General features: G+C 74.0%; 23 protein-coding genes and 1 pseudogene. 21 read left to right on the forward strand and 3 right to left on the reverse strand.

Features of this window, described 5'->3' with window-relative positions:
• The first annotated feature begins 8 nt into the window (after positions 1 to 8).
• Both B9S64_RS30770 and B9S64_RS30775 read left to right on the forward strand, forming a co-directional pair.
• A complete protein-coding gene (locus tag B9S64_RS30770; RefSeq protein ID WP_103492171.1) occupies positions 9 to 1,193 on the forward strand; it encodes an acyl-CoA dehydrogenase family protein in 1,185 nt (394 codons plus the stop codon).
• Between the two features lie 79 nt (positions 1,194 to 1,272).
• Positions 1,273 to 2,202 carry a VOC family protein gene (locus tag B9S64_RS30775; RefSeq protein ID WP_103492172.1) on the forward strand — a complete coding sequence of 310 codons (930 nt, stop codon included), beginning with the start codon at positions 1,273 to 1,275 and terminating at the stop codon, positions 2,200 to 2,202.
• Positions 2,203 to 2,357: 155 nt separating this feature from the next.
• On the opposite strand, the gene B9S64_RS30780 is transcribed toward B9S64_RS30775, so the two are convergent.
• Together B9S64_RS30780 and B9S64_RS30785 are read right to left on the reverse strand one after the other, a co-directional pair.
• Positions 2,358 to 2,627: a ferredoxin gene (locus B9S64_RS30780; protein WP_258037925.1), complete on the reverse strand. Its 270-nt coding sequence runs from the start codon at positions 2,625 to 2,627 to the stop codon at positions 2,358 to 2,360.
• On the reverse strand, positions 2,627 to 3,787 hold the full coding sequence (locus B9S64_RS30785; RefSeq protein ID WP_103492173.1) for a Rieske 2Fe-2S domain-containing protein: 1,161 nt from the start codon (positions 3,785 to 3,787) through the stop codon (positions 2,627 to 2,629). Before B9S64_RS30785 ends, B9S64_RS30780 begins: the two co-directional genes overlap by 1 nt.
• Before the next feature lie 503 nt (positions 3,788 to 4,290).
• Here B9S64_RS30785 and B9S64_RS30790 point away from each other — a divergent pair.
• From B9S64_RS30790 to B9S64_RS30855, 15 genes and pseudogenes are all read left to right on the forward strand, one after another.
• Entirely contained in the window at positions 4,291 to 5,451 is a 1,161-nt protein-coding gene (locus B9S64_RS30790) for a steroid 3-ketoacyl-CoA thiolase (protein ID WP_103492174.1), read from the forward strand.
• A gap of 8 nt (positions 5,452 to 5,459) precedes the next feature.
• Complete coding sequence (locus B9S64_RS30795) at positions 5,460 to 7,655, forward strand: acyl-CoA dehydrogenase (protein ID WP_103492175.1); 2,196 nt, start codon at positions 5,460 to 5,462, stop codon at positions 7,653 to 7,655.
• Positions 7,656 to 7,657: 2 nt separating this feature from the next.
• Positions 7,658 to 8,554 carry a MaoC/PaaZ C-terminal domain-containing protein gene (locus B9S64_RS30800; protein WP_103492176.1) on the forward strand — a complete coding sequence of 299 codons (897 nt, stop codon included), beginning with the start codon at positions 7,658 to 7,660 and terminating at the stop codon, positions 8,552 to 8,554.
• A complete protein-coding gene (locus tag B9S64_RS30805) occupies positions 8,551 to 9,198 on the forward strand; it encodes a PaaI family thioesterase (protein ID WP_103492177.1) in 648 nt (215 codons plus the stop codon). The genes B9S64_RS30800 and B9S64_RS30805 overlap by 4 nt, the downstream gene beginning before the upstream one ends.
• Before the next feature lie 12 nt (positions 9,199 to 9,210).
• Entirely contained in the window at positions 9,211 to 9,972 is a 762-nt protein-coding gene (locus tag B9S64_RS30810) for an SDR family NAD(P)-dependent oxidoreductase (protein ID WP_103492178.1), read from the forward strand.
• Between the two features lie 226 nt (positions 9,973 to 10,198).
• Positions 10,199 to 11,854 (forward strand): AMP-binding protein, encoded by a 1,656-nt coding sequence (locus B9S64_RS30815; protein ID WP_103492179.1) that lies wholly within the window; start codon positions 10,199 to 10,201, stop codon positions 11,852 to 11,854.
• A gap of 44 nt (positions 11,855 to 11,898) precedes the next feature.
• Positions 11,899 to 13,065: an acyl-CoA dehydrogenase family protein gene (locus tag B9S64_RS30820; protein ID WP_103492180.1), complete on the forward strand. Its 1,167-nt coding sequence runs from the start codon at positions 11,899 to 11,901 to the stop codon at positions 13,063 to 13,065.
• 107 nt (positions 13,066 to 13,172) lie between these two features.
• Positions 13,173 to 13,514 (forward strand): annotated as a pseudogene (locus B9S64_RS35290) (MaoC family dehydratase N-terminal domain-containing protein); the annotation flags it as partial.
• Between the two features lie 323 nt (positions 13,515 to 13,837).
• On the forward strand, positions 13,838 to 14,047 hold the full coding sequence (locus B9S64_RS35295) for a Zn-ribbon domain-containing OB-fold protein (RefSeq protein WP_258037927.1): 210 nt from the start codon (positions 13,838 to 13,840) through the stop codon (positions 14,045 to 14,047).
• On the forward strand, positions 14,047 to 15,165 hold the full coding sequence (locus B9S64_RS30830; RefSeq protein ID WP_103505014.1) for an acyl-CoA dehydrogenase family protein: 1,119 nt from the start codon (positions 14,047 to 14,049) through the stop codon (positions 15,163 to 15,165). The genes B9S64_RS35295 and B9S64_RS30830 overlap by 1 nt, the downstream gene beginning before the upstream one ends.
• The gene (locus tag B9S64_RS30835) at positions 15,162 to 15,668 is read left to right on the forward strand and encodes a MaoC/PaaZ C-terminal domain-containing protein (protein ID WP_103489830.1); all 507 of its coding nucleotides are present in this window, start codon (positions 15,162 to 15,164) and stop codon (positions 15,666 to 15,668) included. Before B9S64_RS30830 ends, B9S64_RS30835 begins: the two co-directional genes overlap by 4 nt.
• Entirely contained in the window at positions 15,665 to 16,843 is a 1,179-nt protein-coding gene (locus tag B9S64_RS30840; protein ID WP_103489831.1) for a lipid-transfer protein, read from the forward strand. The genes B9S64_RS30835 and B9S64_RS30840 overlap by 4 nt, the downstream gene beginning before the upstream one ends.
• On the forward strand, positions 16,840 to 17,778 hold the full coding sequence (locus B9S64_RS30845) for a MaoC/PaaZ C-terminal domain-containing protein (protein WP_103489832.1): 939 nt from the start codon (positions 16,840 to 16,842) through the stop codon (positions 17,776 to 17,778). The genes B9S64_RS30840 and B9S64_RS30845 overlap by 4 nt, the downstream gene beginning before the upstream one ends.
• Positions 17,771 to 18,598 (forward strand): 2-keto-4-pentenoate hydratase, encoded by an 828-nt coding sequence (locus tag B9S64_RS30850; RefSeq protein ID WP_103489833.1) that lies wholly within the window; start codon positions 17,771 to 17,773, stop codon positions 18,596 to 18,598. Before B9S64_RS30845 ends, B9S64_RS30850 begins: the two co-directional genes overlap by 8 nt.
• Positions 18,599 to 18,686: 88 nt before the next feature.
• Positions 18,687 to 19,613, forward strand: a complete 927-nt coding sequence (locus B9S64_RS30855) for a 3-oxoacyl-ACP reductase (protein ID WP_103489834.1) — start codon at positions 18,687 to 18,689, stop codon at positions 19,611 to 19,613.
• A gap of 51 nt (positions 19,614 to 19,664) precedes the next feature.
• On the opposite strand, the gene B9S64_RS30860 is transcribed toward B9S64_RS30855, so the two are convergent.
• A complete protein-coding gene (locus B9S64_RS30860; protein WP_028440696.1) occupies positions 19,665 to 20,276 on the reverse strand; it encodes a TetR family transcriptional regulator in 612 nt (203 codons plus the stop codon).
• Between the two features lie 160 nt (positions 20,277 to 20,436).
• On the opposite strand from B9S64_RS30860, the gene B9S64_RS30865 reads away from it, so the two are divergent.
• From B9S64_RS30865 to hsaA, 4 genes are all read left to right on the forward strand, one after another.
• Positions 20,437 to 22,005: an FAD-dependent oxidoreductase gene (locus B9S64_RS30865; RefSeq protein ID WP_103489835.1), complete on the forward strand. Its 1,569-nt coding sequence runs from the start codon at positions 20,437 to 20,439 to the stop codon at positions 22,003 to 22,005.
• Between the two features lie 146 nt (positions 22,006 to 22,151).
• Positions 22,152 to 22,946 (forward strand): SDR family oxidoreductase, encoded by a 795-nt coding sequence (locus B9S64_RS30870; protein ID WP_103489836.1) that lies wholly within the window; start codon positions 22,152 to 22,154, stop codon positions 22,944 to 22,946.
• A 156-nt stretch (positions 22,947 to 23,102) separates the two neighbouring features.
• Complete coding sequence (locus B9S64_RS30875; RefSeq protein ID WP_103489837.1) at positions 23,103 to 24,686, forward strand: FadD3 family acyl-CoA ligase; 1,584 nt, start codon at positions 23,103 to 23,105, stop codon at positions 24,684 to 24,686.
• Positions 24,687 to 24,741: 55 nt separating this feature from the next.
• Complete coding sequence (hsaA, locus tag B9S64_RS30880) at positions 24,742 to 25,908, forward strand: 3-hydroxy-9,10-secoandrosta-1,3,5(10)-triene-9,17-dione monooxygenase oxygenase subunit (protein ID WP_103489838.1); 1,167 nt, start codon at positions 24,742 to 24,744, stop codon at positions 25,906 to 25,908.
• Positions 25,909 to 25,980: the final 72 nt, after the last annotated feature.

Here is a 25,980-nt window from a genome sequence, read left to right on the forward strand (position 1 = left end):
GTGAAGCCATGTCCCATCCCGTACGCGAAGCGGTCGAAGCACACGCCGAGGAGATCCGCGCCCTCGGCCCTGCCAACGAGGCGCTCGGCCGTCTCGACGACCGGGCCGCCACGCTCCTGCGGGAGGCCGGAGCGATCCGCATGCTCCAGCCCACGACGTACGGCGGCCTCGAACTGCACCCGCGCGAGTTCGCCGAGACCGTCATGAGGATCGCCTCCCTGGACGGTGCCACCGGCTGGGTCGCCGGGGTCGTCGGTGTCCACCCCTGGGAGATGGCGATGGCCGACCCCCGGGTCCAGGAGGAGGTGTGGGGCGAGGACCACGACACCTGGATCGCCTCCCCGTACGCGCCGATGGGCCTGCTGAGGCCCGTCGACGGCGGATACGTCTTCGACGGCCGCTGGCAGTTCTCCTCCGGCACCGACCACTGCCGGTGGATCTTCCTCGGCGGATTCCTCACCGACGCCGACGGCGGCCGGCTCAGCCCCCCGCGGTCCGTCCACGTCATCCTGCCCCGCGCCGACTACGAGATCGTGGACGACTCCTGGGACGTCGTCGGGCTGCGCGGCACCGGCAGCAAGGACGTCGTCGTCAAGGACGCCTTCGTGCCCGCCCACCGGGTGATCGAGTACGCCAAGGTGGTCGACGGCTCCCTCGCCGCCGAGTCCGGGCTGACCAACCCCGCCTACCGGCTGCCGTTCTCCGCCGCCTTCCCGCTCGGCATCACCGCCGCCGTCATCGGCATGTGCGAGGGCGCCCTCGCACACCACCTCGCCTACCAGGCCGACCGCGTGCAGATCACCGGCCAGGCCGTGCGGGACGACCCGTACGTCCTCTACGCCGTCAGCGACGCCGCCGCCGAGATCGCCGCCTCCCGCTCGGCGCTCCTGGACAACGTCAGCCAGATGTACGACATGGTCGCCGCCGGCCGGGAGATCACCTTCGAACGGCGCGCCGTCGGCCGGCGCACCCAGGCCGCCGCCGCCTGGCGGGCGGTCCGCGCGGTCGACGAGGTCGTCGCCCGCTCCGGCGGGAACGCCATGCGCATGGACAACCCCATCCAGCGGTTCTGGCGCGACGCGCACACCGGCCTGACCCATGCCATCCATGTGCCAGGGTCCGTCTTCCACGCCTCCGCCCTGACGGAGATCGGCGTGGAGCCGCCGCAGGGCCCGATGCGCTCGATGATCTGAGCCCCGACGCACGGAACCCCGGATGCCCGGACGCCCCGACGTCCGGACGCAGCCGACCGGACCAGAGAGGAACACCGTCATGACACAGATCCGCGGACTCGGATATCTCCGGGTCCAGACCCGGGACGTCTCCCGCTGGCGCGAACTCACCGTGGACGCGCTCGGATTCGCCGAAGGGACGGGCCCCGACCCCGAGGGCCTCTACCTGCGCATGGACGAACGCCGGGCCCGCCTCGTCGTCCTGCCCGGTGACAGCGACACGGTGCTCTCGGTCGGCTGGGAGGTACGTGACCAGTTCGCGCTCGCCGCCGTGGGCCGCGCCGTCGAGGCGTCCGGCACAGTGGTGAAGGTGCTCGACCGGAAGGAGGCGGACGACCGGGGCGTCGAGGAGGCCCTCACCTTCCTCGACCCGGCCGGAGTGCCCGTCGAGGTCTTCTTCGCGCCGATCCTCGACCACAGCCCGGTCCTGACCGGGCTCGGCCAGCGGTTCGTCACCGGCGGCCAGGGCATGGGGCACGTCGTCCTGCCCACCACCGCGATGGACGACACGGTCGCCTTCTACACCGAGGTGCTCGGCTTCCTGCCGCGCGGCGGGATCAGGCTCGGTGGCCAGTCACCCGACGCCCCGCCCCGCAGGGTCCGCTTCATGGGCGTCAACGAACGCCACCACAGCCTCGCCGTCTGCCCCGCCCCGCACGCCGGCGAACCCGGACTGGTGCACCTGATGGTGGAGGTGGACACCCTGGACGCGGTCGGCCGGGCCCTCGACAACGTCGGCGAGCGGGGCTTCTCGCTCTCCTCCACGCTGGGGCGGCACACCAACGACAAGATGGTCTCCTTCTACGTGCGCGCGCCCGGCGGCTGGGACATCGAGTACGGCTGCCAGGGCATGCGGGTCGACGAACGGCACTACACCGCCGAGGAGATCACCGCCGACAGCTACTGGGGTCACGACTGGTCCGGGTCCGAACCGCTCGCCGCCTTCGCCCCGCCGGACAAGACCGGATGAGCCCCGCCCGGCCCTCGCCGGGTGACGGCACGTCCTTCCGGCGACGGGCCGGGACCGCCGCGGCGGGCGGCGGCTGAACGCGGACGGTCCTGGGCCCCGGGCGGACCCAGGACCCAGGACCCAGGAGGACCTGACGGTCCGGACGGGCTCCGTCGTCAGGAGGGCGGAGCCACGTCCCCCGCCCCGTCCACGAGCGGGAGCGTGCCGCGCAGCGCTGCCTCCCGGATGGTGTCGCGCAGCGCCCCGCACCCCTCGAAGGCCCCGCCGGACGGGCCGCGTTCGGCGCACGCCGCCGTGGCCCGTCCGTCCCACTGCACGCTCGTCTGCTGCCAGCTGCTCTTGCGCACCAGGACCCGCGCCGCGCACCGGTCGCAGGCCAGGGGACGCATCGCAGGGCCGTCGGCCAGCCGGTTGTCGAGCCGCATCAGACCGGCCGGCCCTCGGTGGCGGCCTTGCGGGCGAGGTTCGCCTCGACCTCCTTCTGCCACGCCTCGACGGGGCGCGTGGTGTCCAGCTCGAACTCGAAGCGGTCGGTCATCTCCGGTGTCACGTCGGCGGCGTCCACGTAGAACTGCTCGTACCAGCGGCGTAGTTGGTAGACCGGCCCGTCCTCCTCGCAGAGCAGCGGATTGTCGATGCGCGACTTGTTCTTCCAGATCTCGATGTCCTGCTCGAAGCCCAGCTTGATGAACTGGCCCATGCCCGCCGCGAGCTCGTCGGCGGCCTCACCGGACAGGGTGGGTGAGCGCTTGACGACGATGCCGTACTGGAGCACGAAGCGGTTGGCGTCCACGGGATAGTGACAGTTGATCAGGACCGACCGCACGTCGTCACCGGTGTCGTAGTGGTAGGTGAGGTCGTCGATCATGAAGGACGGCCCGTGGTAGGAGGCCACCGAGTTGCTGCCGGTGGTCCTGGGCTTGCCGTCCTGCTCCTGGGGGCGGGCGTCGGGGCGGCCGGTGCCGCGCATGTACTGCGTGGCGGTGTGGCCCTCGAAGACGTTCTTGAAGTAGGTCGGGAAGGAGTAGTGGACGTAGAAGAAGTGGGCCATGTCCACCACGTTGTCGACGACTTCGCGGCAGTTGGCGTCCACGACCGTCTCGTACCAGAGCCAGTCGGTCCACTCCTCGCTCGTGGCCCCCTCGATGCGGGGGATCGTCACGTCGGCGGGCGGGGGTTTGCCCTCCGGGTCGTTCCAGACGAAGAGCATCCCGTCCTGGTCCAGCGTCGGCCAGGACGCGGTGCGGGCCCGCAGCGGGACCCTCTTGGAGTACGGGATCCGCTCGCAGCGCCCGTCGCCGCCCCAGCGCCAGTCGTGGAACGGACACGCGACCTGGTCGCCCTTGACGGTGCCCTGGGAGAGGTCACCGCCCATGTGCCGGCAGTAGGCGTCCAGCACGTTGAGGGTGCCGTCGCCCGCCTGGAACACCACGAGCTTCTGACCGAAGGCCCGCACCGCGTGCGGTGCGCCGTCCTTGTACTTCTCCGCGAGGCCCAGGCAGTGCCAGCCGCGGGCGAACCGGGTGGGTGCCGCACCGGCCTCGATGGCCCTGACCTCGTCGGGTGCTGACTCGACTGCGCTCACGTTGCTCTCATCCCCTCGTCAGGACGCGTGGTCTCACGGTCCGTGGACGGTAGGCCCGCGCGCCACCGCTCGGCCGGGGGAGTCCCACTGACCGGAACCGGTACGCCGGGCGCCGTCGAGGAGCGGTCCCGGTCGGTGGGACGGAGCGCGTTCCGCCGCGCCCGTCCGGGATACGGTCCGCCGCCTTGCCGGAACAGATCCCCGGGGTGATCGCCTTCGCGGACTCGCGGTCTCGCGGACTTGCGGGACGCGGGGTACCTCACGGGCGCCGAGCTCCGGGCGGACGGCGGATCCCGCATCTGACGCGTCCGGCGGGCCCGGTGTCCGACGGCTCGGGCGGGCCCATGTCCGACGGTTCCGGCGGCCCCCGCCCGGTGCGCTCTCCCGGCGGGGGCGCGACCACTGAGCGGGACCGGCCCTTGCCCGTTTCCAGAACCAATTCTAGTTTTTCCGTCAGTGCCAACGCCGACCGCCCCACCAGGGGCCTCACCCTACGGAGAGCCATGACCGAGGCCGTCATCGTCGAAGCCGCGCGGACACCGGTCGGCCGGCGCCGGGGTGCCCTGTCCGGGCTCCACCCGGCGGAACTCCTCGGACTCGCCCAGAAGGGCCTCCTGGAGCGCGCCGGGATCGCCCCCGACACCGTGGAACAGGTCATCGGAGGCTGCGTCACCCAGGCCGGCGAACAGTCCAACAACGTCACCCGCAACGCCTGGCTGCACAGCGGACTCCCGCACACCACCGCCTGCACCACCATCGACTGCGCCTGCGGATCCTCCCAGCAGGCCGTGCACCTGGTCGCCGGACTGATCGCCTCCGGCGCCGTCGAGACCGGCATCGGCTGCGGCGTCGAATCGATGAGCCGGGTCTTCCTCGGCGCCGCCCTCGCCCCCGGCACCGGCTCCCCGGCACCGGAGAGCTGGACCCTGGACATGCCCGACCAGTTCACGGCCGCCGAACGCATCGCCCGCGACCGGGGCATCACCCGGGCCGACGCGGACGCCCTCGGCCTCGCCTCCCAGCGCAAGGCGGCCCGCGCCTGGGCCGAAGGACGCTTCGACCGGCAGATCATCGAGATCCAGGCCCCCGTCATGGGCCCCGGGGGACCGACCGGCGAGACGGCCCTCGTCAGCCGCGACCAAGGGCTGCGCGCGACCACCCCCGAAGCCCTGGCAGGCCTCCGTCCCGTCCTGCCCGACGGCATCCACACCGCAGGGAACTCCTCCCAGATCAGCGACGGCGCCGCCGCCGTCCTGCTGATGAGCCGGGAGCGCGCCGCCCGCGAAGGACTGCGCCCCCGCGCCCGGATCGTCGCCTCCGCCATGGTCGGCTCCGATCCCTACTACCACCTCGACGGACCCGTCGCCGCGACCGAACGGGTGCTCGGCAGAGCCGGGATGACCCTCGCCGACATCGACCTCGTCGAGATCAACGAGGCCTTCGCCTCCGTCGTCCTGTCCTGGGCCCAGGCGCACAAGGCCGACCTGGACAAGGTCAACGTCAACGGCGGCGCCATCGCGCTCGGCCACGCCGTCGGCTCCACCGGTGCCCGGCTCGTCACCCAGGCCCTGCACGAACTGGAGCGCACCGGCGGGTCCACCGCCCTGATCACCATGTGCGCGGGCGGTGCGCACGCCACCGCCACCGTCATCGAACGCATCTGAAGGGCGCCATGACCATCGGACTCACCCAGGAACACCGCGACCTGCGCGACGCCGTGCGCGCCTTCGCGGAGCGGCACATCACCGAGGACACCCTGCGGGCCGCCGCCGACGCGGACAAGGAGACCCTCCCCGCCCACTGGGGCGGTCTCGCCGCACAGGGACTCCTCGGACTCCACCTGCCGGAGGAGGCGGGCGGCGCGGGGTACGGACTCGTCGAACTCGCCGTCGTCACCGAGGAACTGGGCCGCGCGGTGGCCCCCGGGCCGTTCCTGCCGACGACGCTCGCCTCCGCCGTGCTGCACACCGCCGGACACCGTGGCCACCTCGCCGCGCTCGCCGCGGGCACCACCCTCGGCGCGGTCGGACTCGCCCCCGGCACCCTCGTCCTGGACCGCGCCGACGACGGCACGGCCACGGTGACCGGGACCAGTGAACTCGTCGTCGGCGGACACCTCGCCGACGTGTTCGTCCTGCCCGCCGCCGACGACGGCCGCACCACCTGGCTGGTGCTGCCCCGCGCCGCCGTCGGGACCACCGACGTCCGCAGCCACGACCTCACCCGCCGCTCCTCCCGCGTCACCGTCCGCTCGGTGCCCGTCCCGGCCGCCGACCTGCTGGACCTGGACCCGCGGACGCCCCTGGACCTCGCCGCGGTCCTGTTCGCCGCCGAAGCCTCCGGGCTCGCCGACCGCTGCGTGGCCACGGCCGCCGGCTACGCCCGTGTCCGGGAGCAGTTCGGCCGCCGTATCGGCCAGTTCCAGGGCGTCAAGCACCGCTGCGCCCGCATGCTCGCCCAGGCCGAACAGGCCCGTGCCTGCGCCTGGGACGCCGCCCGCGCGGCCGGCCCGGACGGCGCCACCGACCCCCGGGAGGCCTCGCTGGCCGCCGCCGTCGCCGGAGCGGTCGGCGTGGACGCCGCGTTCGCGGTGGCGAAGGACTGCGTCCAGGTGCTCGGCGGTATCGGCTTCACCTGGGAGCACGACGCGCACCTCGCGCTGCGCCGCGCCCACACCCTCCGGGTCACCCTCGGACCGGCCGGCGCCTGGCGCCGCCGCGTCGCCCGGCTCGCCCTGGACGGCACCCGCCGCACTCTCGGGGTCGAACTCCCGCCCGAGGCCGAGGCCGTACGCGAGCGGATCCGTGCCGAACTGGGGGAGGCCGCGGCCCTGGAGGGCACGGAACGCCGCACCCACCTCGCCGACCACGGCTACACCGCACCGCATCTGCCGGCCCCCTGGGGCAAGGGCGCCGACCCGGTGACCCAGCTCGTCATCGCGGAGGAACTGCGGGCGGCGGACCTCACCCCCGTCGACATGATCATCGGCGGCTGGGTGGTCCCCACGCTCATCGCCCACGGGGACTCCGCCCAGCGGGAGCGGTTCCTCGCGCCGAGCCTGCGCGGCGACCTCGTCTGGTGCCAGCTGTTCAGTGAACCGGGCGCCGGATCGGACCTGGCGGGCCTCAGCACCCGCGCGGTGAAGACGGACGGCGGCTGGCTGGTCACCGGGCAGAAGGTGTGGACCTCCATGGCCCACGACGCCCACTGGGGCGTCCTGCTCGCCCGCACCGACACCGCCGTACCCAAGCACCGGGGCATCTCCTACTTCCTCCTCGACATGACCAGCCCCGGCATCGAGATCCGGCCGCTGCGCCAGATCACCGGAGAGGCCGAGTTCAACGAGGTCTTCCTGGACGAGGTGTTCATCCCCGACGCACTGCTCGTCGCCGCCCCCGGTGACGGCTGGAAGCTCGCCCGCACCACCCTCGCCAACGAACGTGTCGCCCTCTCCCACGACTCCGTCGGCTCCGGCGCCGAGGCCCTGCTGGAGATCGCCGCAGCCTCCGGCACCCTCGACGACGAGCGGCTCACCACCCTCGGCGGCCACCTCTGCGACGCCCAGACGGGCGCCGTGCTCGCCCTGCGCACCACCCTGCGGAGCGTCTCCGGGCAGCAGCCCGGCGCCGAGGCCTCCGTCGCCAAGCTGCTCGGGGTCGAACACCAGCAACGCGTCTGGGAGACCTGCGTGGAGTGGCAGGGGACCGACGCGCTCACCGGCGAGGGCGAACGCCACGACGCCGTCTGGATGTTCCTCAACTCCCGCTGCCTGTCCATCGCCGGCGGCACCACGGAGGTCCAGCTGAACATCATCGGCGAACGCATGCTCGGCCTGCCCCGTGACCCCGAGCCCACCGAGAGAGGCTGACCATGCCCATCGACCGCGACAAGGCGCTGACCGCGGACCCGTCGGTCCGCGAGATCCGCTGGAGCACGCGCGACGTCCTGCTGTACCACCTGAGCCTGGGCGCCGGAGCCGACCCGGCCACCGGACCCGAGCTGTCCCTGACCTATGAGCGGGGCCTCACGGTGCTGCCCACCTTCGCCCTGGTGGCCGGCTCCGGGATCTCCTCGGGTGAGACGGCCGGACCCGGTCTCCACCTGCCCGGCATCGACGTCGACCTGCGTGCCCTCCTCCACGCCGGCCAGGGACTCCGGGTCCACCGGCCCCTCCCGGCGTCCGGCACCGCCACCCTCCGCTCCCGCGTCGCCGAGGTCTGGGACAAGGGCAGGGCCGCCCTCGTCGTCCTGGAGTCCACGGCCACCGGCCCCGACGGCCGGGCGCTGTGGACCACCACCACCCGCGTCTGGGCGCGTGGCGAGGGCGGCTTCAGCCAGGACCCCGGCCCGGAGGACGAGCGGGTGACCCCACCGGACCGCCCCGCCGACACCGTCCTCACCTCCGTCACCGCGCCCCAACAGGCCCTCTGGTACCGGCTCAACGGCGATCTGAACCCCCTGCACGCCGATCCGGCGACCGCCCGCGCCGCCGGGTTCGACCGGCCGATCCTGCACGGACTGGCGTCGTACGGCCTGGTCGGCAAGGCCCTCGTCGACGGCGTCCTGGACGGCGACGTCACCCGCCTCACCGGCCTCGACGCACGCTTCGCCGGCCCCCTCGTCCCCGGCGAGTCCCTGACCACCTCCGTGTGGCGTACGGGACCCGCCGGTGACGGCACCGAACGTCTCGTACTGCACACGGCCTGCCCCGAACGCGACGGCGCGCCCGTGCTCACCCACGCGACGGCGACGGTGGTGGCGTCATGACCGTCCCCGCCCCCGAGAACACCGCGGCATCCACCGGCCCCCGCCTGGTCGCCGAGGAACACAAGGACGGTGTCGACGCCGCCGTGGCCGCCGCCCGCCGGCTGGTCACCGCCCTGCTACGGGCCGGTGACGGCACCGGCGCCGACCTGGACGCCGTCGCCGCACAACTCGACGCCGTCGCCGTCCGGCTCACCGAGGGCGCGCCCCCGGTGAGCGAACGCCTCGCCGAGATGTGGCGCGGCGAGGGCGTCACCCGCCACGACCCCGTCACCGGCCCGGAGAACGCCCTCGCACCGCCGCTGCGCCTGTACGGCACCGAGGAGGGCACTGTCGAAGGCGTGGTCACCCTCGACCTGCCCTACCAGGGGCCGCCCGGCCATGTGCACGGCGGTGTCTCGGCGCTGCTCCTCGACCACACCCTGGGCGTGGCCAACCACTGGGCCGGCACCTCCGGGATGACGGCCGAGCTGACCCTGCGCTATCTGCGGCCCACCCCGTTGTTCGAACCCCTGACTGTCACCGGCCGCCAGGTCTCGGTGGACGGTTCCCGGATCCGGACGGCCGGGGAGATCCGGGCCGGGGACCGCGTCTGTGTCACCGCGGCGGGGCTGTTCATCAACAAGCAACTGCCCAGGCCGAGTTGAGGGAGACGTTCGATGGGGCACTTCGACGGCAGGACCGCGGTCATCAGCGGCGCGGGCCAGGGGGTCGGCCAGGGCATCGCCCTGGCCCTCGCCTCCGAGGGGGCCTCCGTCGCCGTCCTCGGGCGCACCGAGCGGACACTCGTGGCGACCTGCGAGCTGCTGCGCGAACGGGGCGCGCGGGCCGAGCCGTTCGTCTTCGACGTGCTCGACACGGCGGGTGTCCCGGCCGTCGTGGAGGACGTCGCCGCGCGCTTCGGCGGGATCGACATCCTGGTCAACAACGCCTACAGCGGGTGCTACGGGCCACTGCTGTCGCTGAGCGGCGAACAGTTCCGCAGGGGCTTCGACAGCGGCCCGTTCGCGGCGTTCGCCTTCATGAAGGCCGCGCACCCCTATCTGAGGGAGAACGGCGGGGGCGTGATCATCAACCTCGTCACCTCCGCCATGGAGCGCTGGGACCTGAGCACGTACGGGGCGTACGCCGCCGCCAAGTCCGCACTGCGCACGCTGACCCGGGCCGCCGCCGACGAGTGGGGCCGCGACGGCATCCGGGTCAACGCGATCGCCCCGCACGCCGTGTCACCGGCGTACGCCCGGTGGCAGGAGGCCCACCCCGAGGAGGCCGCAGAGTTCGCCGCGTCCATCCCGCTGGGGTACGTCGGTGACTGCGAGCGGGACATCGGACGGGCCGTCGTGATGCTGTGCGGCCCGGACGCCCGGTATCTGACGGGCGCCACCGTCCCGCTCGACGGCGGCCAGGCCAACTTCGGCTGACCGCCGCACGACCCGAGCCGCCCGGCCCCGGCCCCTCCCGGTCAGCGGGACCACACGGGGCCGCACCGGCTGGACCGCGCATAGCGTCGCCACCGGTCGGCACGGGCGGCCGGGAAGGGCGACGACCCGACGCCTCTGGACCCCGTGATCACCGAGCGGCCCGCACCCGCACCGCACCCCTGTACCGACACCGGCAGACCCGGCCACCGGGTGAGAGGGACCGACGTTGCCACACCAGACCATTGCCGACCTGCTGCTCGCCCGCGCCGGCGACGACCACCCCGGCCTGCTGACCCGTGAACGGTCCTGGACCTGGGACGAGGTCGTGAAGGAGAGCGCGGCCCGCGCCGCCTGGGCCCGGGAGCTGCGCGCCGGGGGACCGTTCCACATCGGCGTGCTCCTGGACAACGAACCCGAGTACGTCTTCTGGCTGGGCGCCGCGGCCCTCGCCGGTGCGGCCGTCGTCGGCATCAACCCCACCCGCCGCGGAGCCGAACTGGCCCAGGAGGTGCGGCACACCGACTGCCGGATGATCGTCACCGACCGAGCGGGCGCCGCCCTGCTCGACGGACTCGACACCGGTGTCGACCGCGACCGCTTCCTCGTCGTCGGCGAACCTGCCTACGCCACCGGCCTCGCCGCCCACACCGGCCGCCGCCCGGCCGCCCCGGACGTCACCGCCGCCAGCCGGATGCTGCTGCTCCTGACCTCGGGCACCACCGGCACCTCCAAGGCCGCGATCTGCTCGCAGGGCCGGCTCGCCGGGCTCGGCGCCGCCAACAGCGCCAAGTACGACATCACCCGCGAGGACGTCTGCTACTGCCCGATGCCGCTGTTCCACGGCAACGCGCTGATGGCGCTCTGGGCTCCCGCCCTCACCGCCGGGGCCACCATCGCCCTCACCCGCAAGTTCTCCGCCTCCGGCTTCCTCCCGGACGTACGCCACTTCCGGGCCACCTACTTCACGTACGTCGGCAAGGCGATCGGTTACGTCCTGGCCCGCCCGGAGACCGGGGAGGACGCCGACAACCAGCTCACCCACGCCTTCGGCACCGAGGCGTCGCCCGAGGACGCGACGCGCTTCCTGGAGCGCTTCGGCTGCCGGCTCGTCGAGGGCTACGGCTCCAGCGAGGGCGCCGGGATGCTCAAGCGGGTCTCCGACGCACCTGCGGGCGCCCTCGGCAGGCCCGCCCGGGAGGGCGTCCGGATCGTGCACCCCGCGACCCGGCGGACGTGCCCGCCCGCCGTCCTCGACCCCCACGGCCGGGTGCTCAACCCGGAGGAGGCCGTCGGCGAGATCGTGGACACCGAGGGCGCCGCGCGCTTCGAGGGCTACTACAAGAACGAGGCGGCGAACGCCGAACGCGTCCGCCACGGCTGGTACTGGACCGGTGACCTCGGATACGTCGACGAGGCGGGCTACTTCTACTTCGCGGGCCGCTCCGGCGACTGGATCCGCGTCGACGGCGAGAACATCTCCGCCCTGCTCACCGAACGCGTCCTGCGCCGGCACCCCGCGGTCGTCGCCGCCGGGGCCTTCGGCGTCCCCGACCCGCGCTCCGGCGACCAGGTCATGGCCGCCGTGGAGGTCGCCGGGGGCACCCGATTCGAGGACCTGGACCTGCCCGGCTTCCTGGAGGAGCAGGAGGACCTGGGCACCAAGGGCGCCCCCCGCTTCGTACGGGTCTCGCACGCCCTGCCCACCACCGGATCCAACAAGCTGCGCAAGAAGGAGATGCAGCTGGAGGGATGGCGCACCGGGGACCCGGTGTACCGGTGGGCGGGACGGGGCCGGCCCGTCTACACACCGATGACCGACGACGACAAGGCCGCGCTGCGCGACGAGTTCCTCGCCAACGGGCGCGGGCGCTTCCTGCCCTGACCGGGCCCCGGCCCGTCCGGCGCCGGACAACCAAGGAGAACCACATGCAACTGCGCGAGAGCGCCGCGCACCACGAGCTGCGGCGGGAACTGCGGGCGTACTTCTCGGGCCTGATGCCCGAGGACGAACGGCGCCGCGCCGGTGAGGAGGGCGTGGGCGGGGACCGCTTCCGCGAGGTCGTCAAACGGCTCGGCTCGGACGGCTGGCTGGGCATCGGCTGGCCCACCGAGTACGGCGGCCAGGGCCGTCCGGCCGAGGACCAGTACGTCTTCTTCGACGAGGTGCAACGCGCGGGCCTGCCCTTCCCGTTCGTCACGGTCAACACGGTCGGTCCGACCCTCATGGCGTACGGCTCCGAGGAGCAGCGGAAGCGGTACCTGCCCGGCATCCTCTCCGGGGACGTCGTGTTCGCCATCGGCTACACCGAACCCGCCGCCGGCACGGACCTCGCCTCGCTGACCACCCGGGCGGTCCGGGACGGCGACAGCTATGTCGTGGACGGGAGCAAGATCTTCACCAGTGGCGCCAACACCGCCGACCACATATGGCTCGCCGCCCGCACCGACCCCGACGCCCCCCGGCACCAGGGCATCTCCATCCTGATCGTGCCGACCTCGGACGAGGGTTTCTCCTGGAGTCCCGTCCGCACCGTCGGCGGCATGGTCGTCACCGCGACGTACTACAGCGGGGTCCGCGTCCCCGCCACCGACGTGGTCGGCGAGGTGAACGGCGGCTGGCGGCTGATCACGGCCCAGCTGAACCACGAGCGCATCGGCCTCGCGGCCCTCGGCGGCCGCATGATCCAGCTGTGGGAACGGGTCCTGGACTGGGCCCGGGAGAACGGCACCGCCGACATCCCCTGGGTGCGGCGGGAGTTCGCCCGTACGCACGCCCGGCTGGAGGCGATGCGGCTGATGAACTGGAAGATGACCGCCGCCGTCGCCCGCGACACCCTGACCGGCGCCGACGCGGGCGCCGCCAAGGCCTACGGCACCGAGACCCACATCGACGTCCAGCGCGGGCTGACCCAGATCCTCGGCGCCGCCGGACGCGTCCGGCCCGAGTCTCCGGGCGCGGTCCTCGCCGGACAGGTCGAACAGCTCTCCCGGCAGGGCATCGTCAACACCTTCGGCGGCGGCGTCAACGAGGTGCTCCGCGACATGGTCGCCACCCAGGGTCTCGGCCTGCCGCGCGAGAGGCGTGGCGCGTGAGCGGGTACGAGGAGCGGCCCCGGCCGGGGTACGAGGAGCGGCTCCAGGCCTTCACCGGACGCGAACTGCGCCCGCTCACACCGGCCCAGGACCCCGTCAACCAGCCGATGATCCGGCACTGGGCGGAGGCCATGGGCGACACCAACCCGGTCTACACGGACGCGGCGGCGGCCCGCGCCACCGGGCGTACGGGCGTGGTGGCACCCGCCTCGATGGTCCAGGCCTGGACGATGCGCGGTTACGCGGCCACCGTCGCACCGCCGTCACCGTCCGCCCCCGGCGGTTTCGACGCCCTGGTCGCCCTGCTCGACGAGGGCGGCTACACCTCCGTGGTCGCGACCGACTCCGAGTTCACCTTCCTGCGGGAGCTGGAGACCGGCGACCACGTCGCCGTACGCGAGACCGTCGAGTCGGTCTCCGCCGAGAAGCGGACCGCGCTCGGCACCGGACGGTTCGTCACCACCCTGAAGACCTACACCGACGGGCACGGCGCCACCGTCGCCACCCAGCGCTGGCGCACCCTCCGCTTCCGCCCGGCCCCCGCCGCCCCGCCGCCCCGCCGGACGCCGCACCCGCCCCGCGCCCCCGTCCCGCCGTCAACCGGGACAACGCCTACTTCTTCGAGGGGGCCGAGCGGCACCGCCTGCTCATCCAGCGCTGCACCGGCTGCCGGACCCTTCGCCATCCCCCCGGCCCCTGCTGCCCCGGGTGCGGCTCCCTGGAGTGGGACACCGTCGAGGCCTCCGGGGAGGGGCGGGTGTACAGCTTCGTGGTGAGCCACCACCCACGGCACCCCGCCTTCACGTCGCCGTACCTCGTCGCCGTCGTCGAACTCGCCGAGGGGACACGGCTCGTCACCAACCTGACCGGTGTCGCCCCCGACGACGTCACCATCGGCATGCCCGTCGTCCTCGACTGGCTGACCGCCGCACACGATCCGACCCTGCCGGTGTTCCGGCCCGCACCGACGGAGGCCCCCTGATGGACTTCTCCCTGGGAGAGGAGCTCGAAGCGGTCCGCGACCTGGCGCGCGAGATCTTCACCGACCGCGCCACCCCCGAGCGGCTGCGCGAGGTGGAGACCTCACCGACCCGCGTCGACGAACACCTCTGGGACGACCTCGCCTCGGCCGGGCTGCTCGCGGCCGTGCTGCCCGAACGGGACGGCGGCGCCGGGCTCGGCACGGCCGGCCTCTGCGTCCTCCTCCAGGAGCAGGGCCGACGGGTGGCCCCCGTACCGCTGTGGCCCGCGCTGACCGGGGCGCTCGCGGTCGCCGCGTACGGCAGCGCGGCGCAGCGGGCCTCGCTGCTGCCGCCCCTCGCGGACGGCACCGGCCGGCCGGCCCTCGCCCTGGAGGAGTTCGGTCCCGCGGACCCGCTGATGCCGGGCACCGGGGCCGTGGCGGACGGTCCGCGCTGGCGGCTCGACGGCCTGAAGGCCGTGGTCCCCTCGCCCGCCGGTGCCCGCCACGTCCTGGTGACCGCCACCACCGACGCCGGCCCCGGCCTCTTCCTGGTGGCGTCCGACGCCCCCGGGGTGACCTGGCGGGACGCGGAGACCACCAGCCACGACATGAGCGCCCACCTCGCGCTGGACGGTGTACGGGCCGAGGCGGTCGGCGCTCCGGGGGACGGAGCCGTTGCCCACCTCGTCAGGAGCGCCCTCGTCGCTCTGGCCGCCGTGCAGACGGGGGTGGCGGAAGGCGCCCTGGGGTACGCCGCCGGCCATCTCGCGCAGCGCGAGCAGTTCGGCCGCCCGCTCGCCACCTTCCAGGCGGTGCGGCACCAACTCGCCGACTGCTACATCGACATCGAGGCGATGCGGGTCACGCTCTGGCACGCGGTGGACGCGCTGGCCGACCCCTTCGACGCCCGTACGGCCGACCGGGCCGCCCTCGTCGCCAAGTGGTGGGCCACCGAGGGCGGCCTGAACACCGTCCATCGGATCCAGCACGTGCACGGCGGCATCGGCGTGGACACCGACTACCCGGTGCACCGGCACTTCCTGTGGGGCAAGCAGATCTCCACCACCCTGGGCGGCGCCGGGGCCGACCTCGAACGCCTCGGCGCGCTGGTGACCGGAGAGGCGGTGACGGCATGACCCGGCCACCGCGGGACCCCGCCACCACGGCCACCGAGGTGGCACCCGCCACCACGGCCGGCGAGGCCGCGCCCGCCCTGCCAAGGACACGCGCGTACGCCGAGGTGGCCCCGGGGGACGTGCTCCCCGAGCTGTCCGTCCCGCTCACCCGCACCCTGATCGTCGCCACCGCGCTCGCGAGCCGCGACTACCAGGACGTGCACCACGACCCGGACCTCGCCCGGGAGCGCGGTGCGAAGGACGTCTTCCTGAACATCCTGACCAGCAACGGCCTGGTCGACCGGTACGTCACCGGCTGGGCCGGTCCCGCCTGCGTCGTCAAGGCCATCCGTATTCGGCTCGGCGTCCCCGGACACCCCGGCGACACCCTGGTGTTCACCGGCACGGTGACGGGGACGTCCGACACGGACCGCCAGGTGGAGATCGCCGTCCGGGGCACCACCGGCCTGGGTGACCACGTCACCGGAACCGTGTCCGTGCGGCTGCCCGAGGGGGAGCGATGAGGGGGACGTTCGCGGGCACCGCGGCCGTGGCCGGGATCGGCGCCACCGAGTTCTCCAAGGACTCCGGGCGCAGCGAACTCCGGCTCGCCTGCGAGGCCGTGCTGGCCGCACTCGCCGACGCGGGGCTCACCCCGGCCGACGTGGACGGGCTGGTCACCTTCACCGCGGAGACCAGCTCCGAGATCCACGTGGCCCGCAACACCGGGATGGGCGAGCTGACGTTCTTCTCCCGCGTCGGGTACGGCGGCGGGGCCGGCTGCGGCACCGTGCAGCAGGCGGCCATGGCGGTCGCCACCGGCGTCGCCGACGTGGTGGTGTGCTACCGGGCGTTCAACGAGCGCTCCGGCGAGCGGTACGGGCTCGGTCAGGCGGCCCGCCCCATGGACACCACCGCGGACCGGGCCGCCTACGCCTGGACGACCCCGTTCGGGCTGAGCACCCCCGCCCAGTGGGTGGCCATGTTCGCCCGCCGCTACCTGCACGAGTACGGCGCCACCACCGACGACTTCGGCCGGGTCGCCGTCGTCGACCGCAAGCACGCCGCGAACAATCCGGCGGCCTGGTTCCACGGCCGCCCCATCACCCTCCAGGACCACCGCGACTCCCGCTGGATCGCGGAACCCCTGCGGCTGCTGGACTGCTGCCAGGAGACGGACGGCGGCCAGGCGTTGGTGATCGTCTCCGCCGAACGCGCCCGCGACCTCCCGCACCCGCCCGCCGTGATCCGCTCGGCCGCCCAAGGGCTCGGTGCCGACCAGCACATGATGACCAGCTACTACCGGCCCACGATCACCGGCATCCCGGAAATGGGCCTGGTGGGACGCCAGTTGTACGGACAGAGCGGGCTGGGACCGGACGACATCGACGCGGCCGTCCTCTACGACCACTTCACCCCGCTGGTCCTTCCGCAACTGGAGGAACTGGGCTTCTGCGCCCCCGGCGAGGCGAAGGACTTCATCGCCGACGGCCATCTGGAACTCGGCGGCCGGCTGCCCTTCAACACCCACGGCGGGCAGCTCGGCGAGGCCTATCTGCACGGCATGAACGGCATCGCGGAGGGGGTCAGACTGGTGCGCGGCACCTCGGTGAACCAGCCGGACACCGCCGACCACGTCCTGGTCACCGCCGGCACCGGAGTCCCCACCAGCGGGCTGATCCTGGGAGCGGACCGATGACCCCCTCCCCGTGGCAGGGCCGCGCCCTGGGCACCCGTACGGTCTCCTGGACCGCCCGGGACGCGATCCTCTACGCGCTCGCCGTCGGCGCCCCGGCGGACCGGCTCGACCTGGTGTACGAGGAGCGTCTGCGGGTGCTTCCCACCTTCGCGCTGACGCTCGCCCAGTGGGCGCCCGACGCGCTCGGGACGCTCGGCGCCTTCGACGTCACCACCGCCGTCCACGGCAGCCAACGCCTGCTCGTACGGCGGCCGTTGGAGCCGGAGGGGGAGCTGACGACCACGGCGCGCGTCGCCCGCGTCCTGGACAAGGGTTCGGCCGCCGTCTTCGACGTGGAGGTGACCTGTCCGTCCTTCACGGCGACCTGGTCGGTCTTCGCCCCGGGCGTCGGCGGATTCGGCGGCGACCGCGGACCGTCCGCCCCGCGCCGCCCGGACGGCCCGGCCGGGCACACCCTGACCGTGGCCACGCACGCGCGGCAGGCGGCGCTCTACCGCTTGCTCGGCGACCGCCACGCGATGCACATCGACCCCGGGGCGGCGCGGGCGGCGGGGATGCCCCGGCCCTTCCTGCACGGACTGTGCACGCTGGCCGCGAGCCTGCTGCCGCTGGCCGACGCGCTCGGCGCCCACCCCGCCGCACTGGTGGAACTGGACGCCCGGTTCGCCGCCCCGGTCTTCCCCGGAGACCGGCTCACCCTGCGGGGCTGGACCACCGACGAGGACCGCGCCGACGGGGACAGCGCCGACGGTGACCGCGCCGACCAGGACCGCACCGGCCCGAACGACCGGGGCGGCACCGCCGTGCGTTTCGAGGCGTCCGCCGCCGACGGCCGCACCGTGCTCTCCGGCGCGCGCGCCCGCTTCGCCCCCGGAGTCCCCAACCTCCCCGACCTCCCCGACCTCCCCGATCAGAAGGAGCAGCACGATGCTTGAGGCCGCACAGCGCACCGAGGCGGCCCGGGTACTGTGGGCCGCCCAGCGCGACCGCACCCCGGTCGAGCCGCTCACCGCCGGGTTCCCGGCCATCGAGGTGACCGACGCCTACGAGATCCAGCTGATCAACGTCCGCAGGCACCTGGCCGAGGGCCGTACCGTCCGCGGACACAAGGTCGGCCTCTCCTCGAAGGTCATGCAGCGGATGATGGGCGTGGACGAGCCCGACTACGGCCATCTGCTCTCGGACATGGTGCTGCCCGAGGGCACCCCCGTCGAGGCCGACCGCTACTGCCACCCCCGGATCGAGGTCGAGCTCGGGTACGTCCTGGGCCGGAGCCTGCCGGGGGAGGGATGCACCACCGCGGACGTCCTCGCGGCCACCGAGTACGTCGTCCCGAGCATCGAACTCATCGACAGCCGGATCAAGGACTGGCGGATCCGGCTCGCCGACACGATCGCGGACAACGCCTCGTCCGCGGGGGTCGTCCTCGGTTCGGCCCGGGTGCGCCCCGGTGACATCGACCTGGCCGGCATCGCCGCCGTGCTGTACCGCGACGGCGAGGAGATCGCCCGGGGCGACACCGGCGCGGTGCTCGGCGACCCGACCGAGGCCGTGGCCTGGCTGGCCCGCACGGTGGCGTCCTACGGGGTGCGCCTGGAGGCCGGGCACGTGATCCTGCCGGGCTCGTGCACCCGGGCGGTGGACGTGGCGCCGGGCGACACGTTCCGGGCCGACTTCGAGGGGCTGGGCCCGGTGTCGGTCGCGTTCGTCCACTCAACGGGACACCAGCGGCCGGAAGACGGACACCGGCACTAGTTTCGCGGGGCGCGGGGCGCTCCCCTCGGCAGTGGGGGGAGGGCCCCGGCGTACCCATCGGACCGACGTACCAACGGAAAGAGGCAGCATGAGCCCGACGAAGACCCTGGAGGGGCGTACCGCCGTCGTCACCGGAGCGGGAGCGGGGCTCGGCCGCGCCGAGGCGCTGGCGCTCGCCGAACTCGGCGCCGCCGTGGTGGTGAACGACGTCGGCCCGTCCGTCCACGACGTGGTCGCCGAGATCCAGGAGCGCGGGTCCCGGGCCGTCGCGGTCACCGGTGACGTGGGGGAGTGGTCCATGGGCGACCGCCTGGTGCGGACCGCCGTGGAGTCGTTCGGCGGCCTGGACGTCGTCGTCAACAACGCGGGCGTGCTGCGGGACAAGATGCTGTTCAACCTCACCGAGTCCGACTGGGACGACGTGATCCGGATCCACCTCAAGGGCCACGCCGGCGTCTCCCGCGCGGCCGCCGCGCACTGGCGGGCGGCGAGCAAGGCGTCCGGCGCCCCGGTCTACGGCCGGGTGGTCAACACCTCGTCCGAGGCCTTCCTGTTCGGCTCCCCCGGCCAGCCCAACTACTCCGCCGCCAAGGCCGGCATCACCGCGCTGACCCTGTCCACGGCCCAGGGCCTGGCCCGGTACGGGGTGCGTGCCAACGCGATCTGCCCGCGCGCCCGCACCGCGATGACCGCCGAGGCCTTCGGGGAGGGCGTGAGCGCGCCGGGCGGCCTGGACATCATGGCCCCGGAGCGGGTCGCCGCCCTCGTCGCGCACCTGGCCTCGCCCGCCGCCGACGAGATCAACGGACAGGTCTTCGTCGTCTACGGCGACATGGTCGCCCTGCTCGCCCCGCCCACCGTGGAGCACAAGTTCACCGCCGCCGACGGGGCCTTCACCCCGGAGGAACTGGAGCGGCAGCTGACTCCGTACTTCGTCGGCCGCGACCCGTACCGCGGTTACGCGGCCTACAGCGTCGCCGGACTCGACACGACGGGCACGCAGAAGACCCCGTGAGGCCCGTGGCCCGGTGGGTCCGTCCGGCCGGTGTCCCCGACACCGGCCGGATCAGCCCGCCTCCGGCCCCGGCGCGAGCAGCAGACGGCACGCCATCCGCAGGTCGGCGTCGGCCTTCTCCGGTGACAGCCGCTCGTTGAGCCGGGACTGGAGCACCCCGTACCAGAGCAGGATCAGCAGCCGCAGCCGCGCGATGTGGTGGTCCGTGGGCCGTTCGACGCCCCAGGCCCGCAGCAGCAGGTCGAGGAAGCCAGAGTCGATCCGCGCCAGGTCCGGGACGGTCGAGGCGCGGGCGGCGTTCGCCGACTGGATCATCGCGGTGGCCAGGGCCGGGCGGCGCAGCAGCTTGCGGGTGGCGCTGCCCAGCGTCTCGAAGACGGCGTCCTCGGGCGAGGTGCCCTCCGCCCGCTCGGGCAGCCGCGCCCCGAACCCCTCGATCTGGTCGGCCATGAGCGCCGTGAACAGGTGGGTCTTCGACGGGAAGTACCGGTACAGGGTGCCGATCGCCACCCCCGCCGACCTGGCCACCTCGTGCATCTGCACCCGTTCGAGCCCGGACTCGGCGGCGAGGTCCGCCGCCACCTCCAGGATGCTCTGACGGCGGGCGCGCTGCCGGGGCGAACTGGGCTCGGCCCCCGCCCTGGCCTCGGCGATTCTGGGCACGCTCCCCTCCCGGAGATCGGTGGTGTCGACGGCCACCGACAATACGCCGAGCCCGGCCGCGCGTCAGGCGCCGCCGTACCGGTCAGCGGGACCGCCCCCGCCCCGTCCGCCGCCCGCGCGGTCTGCTGAGGCCTCACACCACCGAGGCACGGGAGGGCACATGCGAGGCCGCCGGCAGGAACAGGAATGGGACGCCACCCACGACGTGGTCGTCGTCGGGTCCGGGGCGGGAGCGATGACCGGGGCCCTGGAGGCCGCGTCGCAGGGCCTCGACACCGTCGTACTCGAACGGACGGCGCTGCTCGGCGGCACCTCCGCCTACTCAGGGGCCGCCTGCTGGCTGCCCGGCACCCAGGTCCAGGAACGGGCGGGCCTCGGTGACTCCACCGAGGCGGCCCGCGCCTATCTGCGCGCCCTCACCGGCGACGCCGAGGCCGAACGCCGTGAGGCCTTCCTGCGGCACGCCCCCGCACTGGTCGCCCGGCTCGAACGCGACCCGGCCCTCGTGTTCGAGTGGCGTGCCTTCCCCGACTACGTCGCCGCCCCCGGCCGGATGGACGCGGGCCGCTCCTTCGTCCCGCTCGACCTGGCACCGGACGAGCTGGGCGACCTGCTGCCCCTGGTCCGCCCCGCCGTCGACCGGGACCGCGCGGGCCTGGGACACCCCGACGGGCCGCTGAGCGCGGGCCGCGCACTGATCGGGCGCCTGCTGCTGGCCGCCACCCGTACCGGCCGCGCGCACATCCGCGCGGAACACCGGGTCACCGGGCTGGTCACCGAGGACGGCCGGGTCACCGGCGTGGAGGCGTGGACCCCGCACGGCACGGTCCGTGTGCGGGCCCGGCGCGGTGTCCTGCTGGCCGCCGGCGGCTTCGAGCGCGACGACGAGGGGCGCGCCGCACACGAGGTGCCGGGCCGCGCGGCCTGGAGCATGGCCCCCCGGGGGACGAACACCGGTGAGGTACTGCGCGCCGCCGTCGCCGCCGGAGCCGCCACCGCGCTGATGGACGAGGCCTGGTGGTGTCCGGGCACCGAACTCCCGGACGGGACCGCCGCGTTCACGCTCGGCCTGCGCGGCGGGCTCATGGTGGACGCCACCGGGCGGCGCTTCGCCAACGAGTCGCTGCCGTACGACCGGATGGGCCGTGCCCTCGCCGCCGCGCGGCGGGACGGGCCGTGTGTCCACCTCGTCTTCGACTCCCGCGAGGGTGGCGCGCTGCCCGCCGTCACCGTGCCGTCCGCCGCGCCCGAGGCCCATCTGGCGGCCGGCACCTGGGTGCGGGCGGACTCGCTGCCGGAGCTGGCCGGCCTCATCGGGGTCCCGGCCGGCGCCCTGGCCGATACCGTCTCCCGGTTCAACGGCTTCGCCGCCACCGGTACCGACGAGGACCACCACCGGGGGGAGGACCCCTACGACCTGTTCTTCGCCGACACGCGGAACGCCCCGGGTCCCAACCCGTGTCTGGTCCCGCTCGACCGGCCTCCGTACTACGCGGCCCGGCTGGTCCTCGCCGACCTCGGCACCAAGGGCGGCCTCCGTACCGACGCCGACGCCCGGGTCCTGGACGCCGGGGGCCGCCCGCTCCCCGGCCTGTACGCCGCGGGGAACACCAGCGCCTCCTTCACGGGCCGCGTCTATCCCGGCCCCGGCGTCCCCCTCGGCACCGCGATGGTCTTCGCCTCGCTGGCCGTGCGGCACATGGCCGAAGAGCCGGAGCGCACCGCCTGATCCGGGCGGCGGGCCAGGCGTCCCGCCCAGTGGGATGTCCGGCGGCGGCACCGCGCGGGCCCGTTCTACGGTCACCGCACCGCACCGCCGCCCCGCCCCCGGCGTGGAGCCGGCCGGGCCGCCGGGCACGACGAGAGAGGGATTTCATGATCGACAAGAGCGTGTACGGGCCGTGGGCGGTCGTCGCGGGAGGCTCCGAGGGAGTCGGCGCCGCGTTCGCGCACCAGCTCGCGGACGCGGGGATCAACCTGGTCCTGATCGCCCGCAAGCCCGGCCCGCTGCACGAGACCGCCGAGCGGGCGCGCGCCCGGGGCGTCGAGGTCCGCACCCTCGAACTCGACCTGCTCGACCCGGCGGCCCCGGCCTCGGTCCGTGCCGTCACCGACGGTCTGGAGGTCGGCCTGCTGATCTTCAACGCGGGGGCCAACAGCTACGGCCACGACTTCGTCACCGGCGACCTCGACCGCGTCCGGGGCGTCCTGGACCTGAACATCACCGCGCAACTGGCCCTCACCCACCACTTCGGGGCCCTGATGAGGGAACGGCGGCGCGGCGGCATCATGCTGGTCGGCTCGCTCTCCGGCTACCTGGGCCAGGCGCGGATCAGCGTCTACTCGGCGGCCAAGGCCTTCAGCCGCGTCTTCGCCGAGGGACTCTGGCTGGAACTGCGCCCCTACGACGTGCACGTACTGGAACTGGTCCTCGGGGTCACCCGGACCCCCGCCATGGAACGCGCCGGGCTGCGCATGGACCTGCCCGGCCTGCGGGTCGCCGAACCCGAGGACGTCGCCCGCGAAGGGCTGAGCCACCTCGCCGAGGGGCCCGTGCTGGTCGCCGGCGGGAACGCCGGTACGGCCGAGCGCCGCAGCGGCTTCCCGCGCGCCGGACTCGTCCTCGGCGCCCACGAGGCGTCCGAGCGGCTGCTGCCCGCGTCCTCCTGACGTGCCGTCGGCCAGGGCGCGCACGGGCCGCCACCCCGGTCCGGGAAGCCCCGTCCCCGTGAGCCCGCTTGCCGTGAGCCCGCTCCCCGTAAGCCCCGTCGCAGTAAGCCCCGTCGCTGTAAGTCCCCGTCCAGGAAGCCCCGTTCCGGAGAGCAGATGAGCGAGAGCGAGCACCCCCTGACGATTCCCGGCGCCCTCGACCTCGCCGCGCTCCGCGATCCCGGCGGGGAGGCGGTCGTGGACGGTGACGTACGGCTGACCTGGGCGCGGTTGCGCGAGCGGGTGCGGGCCGTCGTGACCTCGCTGATCGCGCTCGGTGTCCGGCGCGGCGACCGGGTCGCGGTCTGGGCCCCCAACAGCCACCGCTGGGTGGTGGCCGCGCTCGCCACGGCGTCGGCCGGGGCGGTGCTGGTCCCCGTCAACACCCGCTACAAGGGCGCCGAGGCCCGGCTGCTGCTCGAACGCGCCGAGGCCCGGCTGCTGTTCGTCGAGAACGGCTTCCTCGGCAAGGACTACCTCGCGATGCTGGACACGAGCGCCGAGGGCCGGGCGGTGCCCCGGCCGGCCGCCCTGGCGGACGTGGTGACGCTGGACGCCGCCACCCGGCCCGGCACTCTGTCCTGGGACGACTTCCTGCGGCGCGGCGCCGCCCGGCCCGACGAGGACGCCACCGCCCGCGCCGCGGCGGTGCGCCCCGACGACCCCTGCGACCTGCTCTTCACCTCCGGTACCACCGGCCGGCCCAAGGGCGCCCTGACCACGCACCGGCAGAACCTCCTCACCTACCGGGCCTGGTCCGCGCGCGCCGGGCTCACCGGCGAGGACCGCTACCTGGTGATCAACCCGATGTTCCACTGCTTCGGCTACAAGGCCGGAGTCCTCGCCTGCCTGCTGCGGGGTGCCACCATGGTCCTCCAGCCGGTCTTCGACGTCCGGCGCGCGCTGCGCGCGGTCGAGTCCGAGCGGATCACCGTGCTGCCCGGCCCGCCCACGATCTACACCGAACTGCTGGACGCGCCCGGCCGGGACCGCTTCGACCTGTCGTCGCTGCGGCTCGCGGTGACCGGCGCGGCCGTCGTCCCGGTCGCCCTCGTCCGCCGGTTGCGGGCCGAACTCTTCCCCGAGGTGCTCACCGCCTACGGGCTGACCGAGAGCTGCGGCACGGTCTCCGTCTGCTCCGCCGAGGACGACGCCGAGACCGTCGCGCTGACCGCGGGCCGCCCCATCGACGGTGTCGAGGTGCGGGTGGCCGGCCCCGACCGGGTCCCGCTGCCGGCCGGGCACGACGGCGAGATCCTGGTACGCGGCTACAACGTGATGCTGGGCTACCTCGACGACCCGGAGGCGAGCGCCGAGGCCGTCGACGCCGACGGCTGGCTGGCGACCGGGGACGTCGGCCACCTCGACGCACACGGCAACCTGGTCGTGACCGGCCGCTCCAAGGACATGTTCGTGGTCGGCGGGTTCAACGTGTACCCGGCCGAGGTCGAGCAGGTGCTCACCGGCCACGGCGCCGTGGCCGAGGCCGCCGTGGTCGGTGTCCCGGACGCGCGTCTCGGCGAGGTCGGACGCGCGTACGTGACGGTCCGCCCCGGGGCCGCGACCGGCCCGGACGACCTGGTCGGCCACTGCCGCGAACGGCTCGCCAACTTCAAGGTCCCCCGCGAGGTCGTCGTCCTGGCGGCCTTGCCGCGCAACGCCTCCGGCAAGGTCGACAAATCCGCCCTGCGGACCACTTGACGGACGCGTCCCGCAGCCGAACGGTCACGATCCACACGGGCATGGAGGACGGACGATGGGCAACGAGGTCCTGGACGCGGTACGCGCCCTGCTGCCGGCCATCGGCGAACGGGCCGTCGCCGCGGACGAGAACCGGCGGATACCGGAGGGCACGATCGGCGAACTGGCCGGGGCCGGAGTCTTCCGGATGCTCCAGCCCGCCCGCTACGGCGGCCTGGAAGCCCACCCGGCCGACTTCTACCGGGTGGTGCGGGAGATCTCCGCGGTGTGCTGCTCCACCGGCTGGGTGGCGTCCGTCCTGGGCGTCCACCCCTGGCAGTTGGGCCTCTTCCCCCGGCGGGCGCAGGACGACGTCTGGGGCGAGGACCCGGACACCCGGATCTCCTCCTCCTACGCGCCGGTGGGGCGGCTCACACCCGTCGACGGGGGCTACGAACTCACCGGCCGGTGGAGCTTCTCCTCGGGCTGCGAGCACGCCGGATGGGCCCTGCTCGGTGCCCTCGTCGTCGGGGCCGAGGGCCGTCCGGTGGACTTCCTCACCGTCCTGGTGCCCCGCCGCGACTACCGCATCGAGGACGTGTGGGACGTCGTGGGGCTGCGCGGAACCGCCAGCAACGACATCCTCGTGGACACGGTGTTCGTCCCGGCCCACCGGGTCCTGCGCAACTACGAGCAGGCCCAGTTGCGGGGCCCTGGACAGCAGGTCAACCAGGGGCCGCTGTACCGGCTGCCGTTCGGGACGGTCTTCACGAGCGCCATCACCGCCCCGGTGATCGGCGCCGTGTCCGGCGGCTACGCCTCCTACGTCTCCCTGATGAAGGAGCGGGTGCGGCTCAGCCTGGGCGGCGGAAAGTTCGCCGAGGACCCGTTCGCCCAGGTGGCCATCGCCCGCGCCGCCTCCGACATCGACGCGACCGTCCTCCAGATGGACCGCAACCTGCGCGAGCTGTACGAACTGGCCGAGGCCGGGAAGGACATCCCCGTGGAACTGCGGCTGCGCGCACGGCGGGACCAGGTCCGGGGCACCGAACGGGCCGTCGCCGCGATCGACCTGCTGTTCAAGACCGCCGGCGGCACCTCGCTGCGGCGCGGCAACCCCGTCGAGCGCGCGTGGCGGGACGCCCATGCCGGAAGCGTCCATGTGGCCAACGACGTGGAACGGGCCCTGGCGATGTACGGGCGGGGGGCCTTCGGGCTGACGGTCGAGGACAACCTGGTCTGAGCCCGGCCCCCGCCACGGCCCCGCACACCCGGCCCGGCCCCGCCGCGACGGCCCCGCACACCACGGCCCGGA

Origin of the sequence: Streptomyces sp. SM18, from assembly GCF_002910775.2 — a bacterium.
GTDB lineage: Bacteria > Actinomycetota > Actinomycetes > Streptomycetales > Streptomycetaceae > Streptomyces > Streptomyces halstedii.

Excerpts from the sequence above, each read along its gene's own strand:
- B9S64_RS30770 (WP_103492171.1), top strand. The coding sequence starts at position 9 with ATGTCCCATCCCGTACGCGAAGCGGTCGAAGCACACGCCGAGGAGATC.
- B9S64_RS30775 (WP_103492172.1), top strand. The coding sequence starts at position 1,273 with ATGACACAGATCCGCGGACTCGGATATCTCCGGGTCCAGACCCGGGAC.
- B9S64_RS30780 (WP_258037925.1), bottom strand. The coding sequence starts at position 2,627 with ATGCGGCTCGACAACCGGCTGGCCGACGGCCCTGCGATGCGTCCCCTG.
- B9S64_RS30790 (WP_103492174.1), top strand. The coding sequence starts at position 4,291 with ATGACCGAGGCCGTCATCGTCGAAGCCGCGCGGACACCGGTCGGCCGG.
- B9S64_RS30795 (WP_103492175.1), top strand. The coding sequence starts at position 5,460 with ATGACCATCGGACTCACCCAGGAACACCGCGACCTGCGCGACGCCGTG.
- B9S64_RS30800 (WP_103492176.1), top strand. The coding sequence starts at position 7,658 with ATGCCCATCGACCGCGACAAGGCGCTGACCGCGGACCCGTCGGTCCGC.
- B9S64_RS30805 (WP_103492177.1), top strand. The coding sequence starts at position 8,551 with ATGACCGTCCCCGCCCCCGAGAACACCGCGGCATCCACCGGCCCCCGC.
- B9S64_RS30810 (WP_103492178.1), top strand. The coding sequence starts at position 9,211 with ATGGGGCACTTCGACGGCAGGACCGCGGTCATCAGCGGCGCGGGCCAG.
- B9S64_RS30820 (WP_103492180.1), top strand. The coding sequence starts at position 11,899 with ATGCAACTGCGCGAGAGCGCCGCGCACCACGAGCTGCGGCGGGAACTG.
- B9S64_RS30830 (WP_103505014.1), top strand. The coding sequence starts at position 14,047 with ATGGACTTCTCCCTGGGAGAGGAGCTCGAAGCGGTCCGCGACCTGGCG.
- B9S64_RS30835 (WP_103489830.1), top strand. The coding sequence starts at position 15,162 with ATGACCCGGCCACCGCGGGACCCCGCCACCACGGCCACCGAGGTGGCA.
- B9S64_RS30840 (WP_103489831.1), top strand. The coding sequence starts at position 15,665 with ATGAGGGGGACGTTCGCGGGCACCGCGGCCGTGGCCGGGATCGGCGCC.
- B9S64_RS30845 (WP_103489832.1), top strand. The coding sequence starts at position 16,840 with ATGACCCCCTCCCCGTGGCAGGGCCGCGCCCTGGGCACCCGTACGGTC.
- B9S64_RS30850 (WP_103489833.1), top strand. The coding sequence starts at position 17,771 with ATGCTTGAGGCCGCACAGCGCACCGAGGCGGCCCGGGTACTGTGGGCC.
- B9S64_RS30855 (WP_103489834.1), top strand. The coding sequence starts at position 18,687 with ATGAGCCCGACGAAGACCCTGGAGGGGCGTACCGCCGTCGTCACCGGA.
- B9S64_RS30865 (WP_103489835.1), top strand. The coding sequence starts at position 20,437 with ATGCGAGGCCGCCGGCAGGAACAGGAATGGGACGCCACCCACGACGTG.
- B9S64_RS30870 (WP_103489836.1), top strand. The coding sequence starts at position 22,152 with ATGATCGACAAGAGCGTGTACGGGCCGTGGGCGGTCGTCGCGGGAGGC.
- B9S64_RS30875 (WP_103489837.1), top strand. The coding sequence starts at position 23,103 with ATGAGCGAGAGCGAGCACCCCCTGACGATTCCCGGCGCCCTCGACCTC.
- hsaA (WP_103489838.1), top strand. The coding sequence starts at position 24,742 with ATGGGCAACGAGGTCCTGGACGCGGTACGCGCCCTGCTGCCGGCCATC.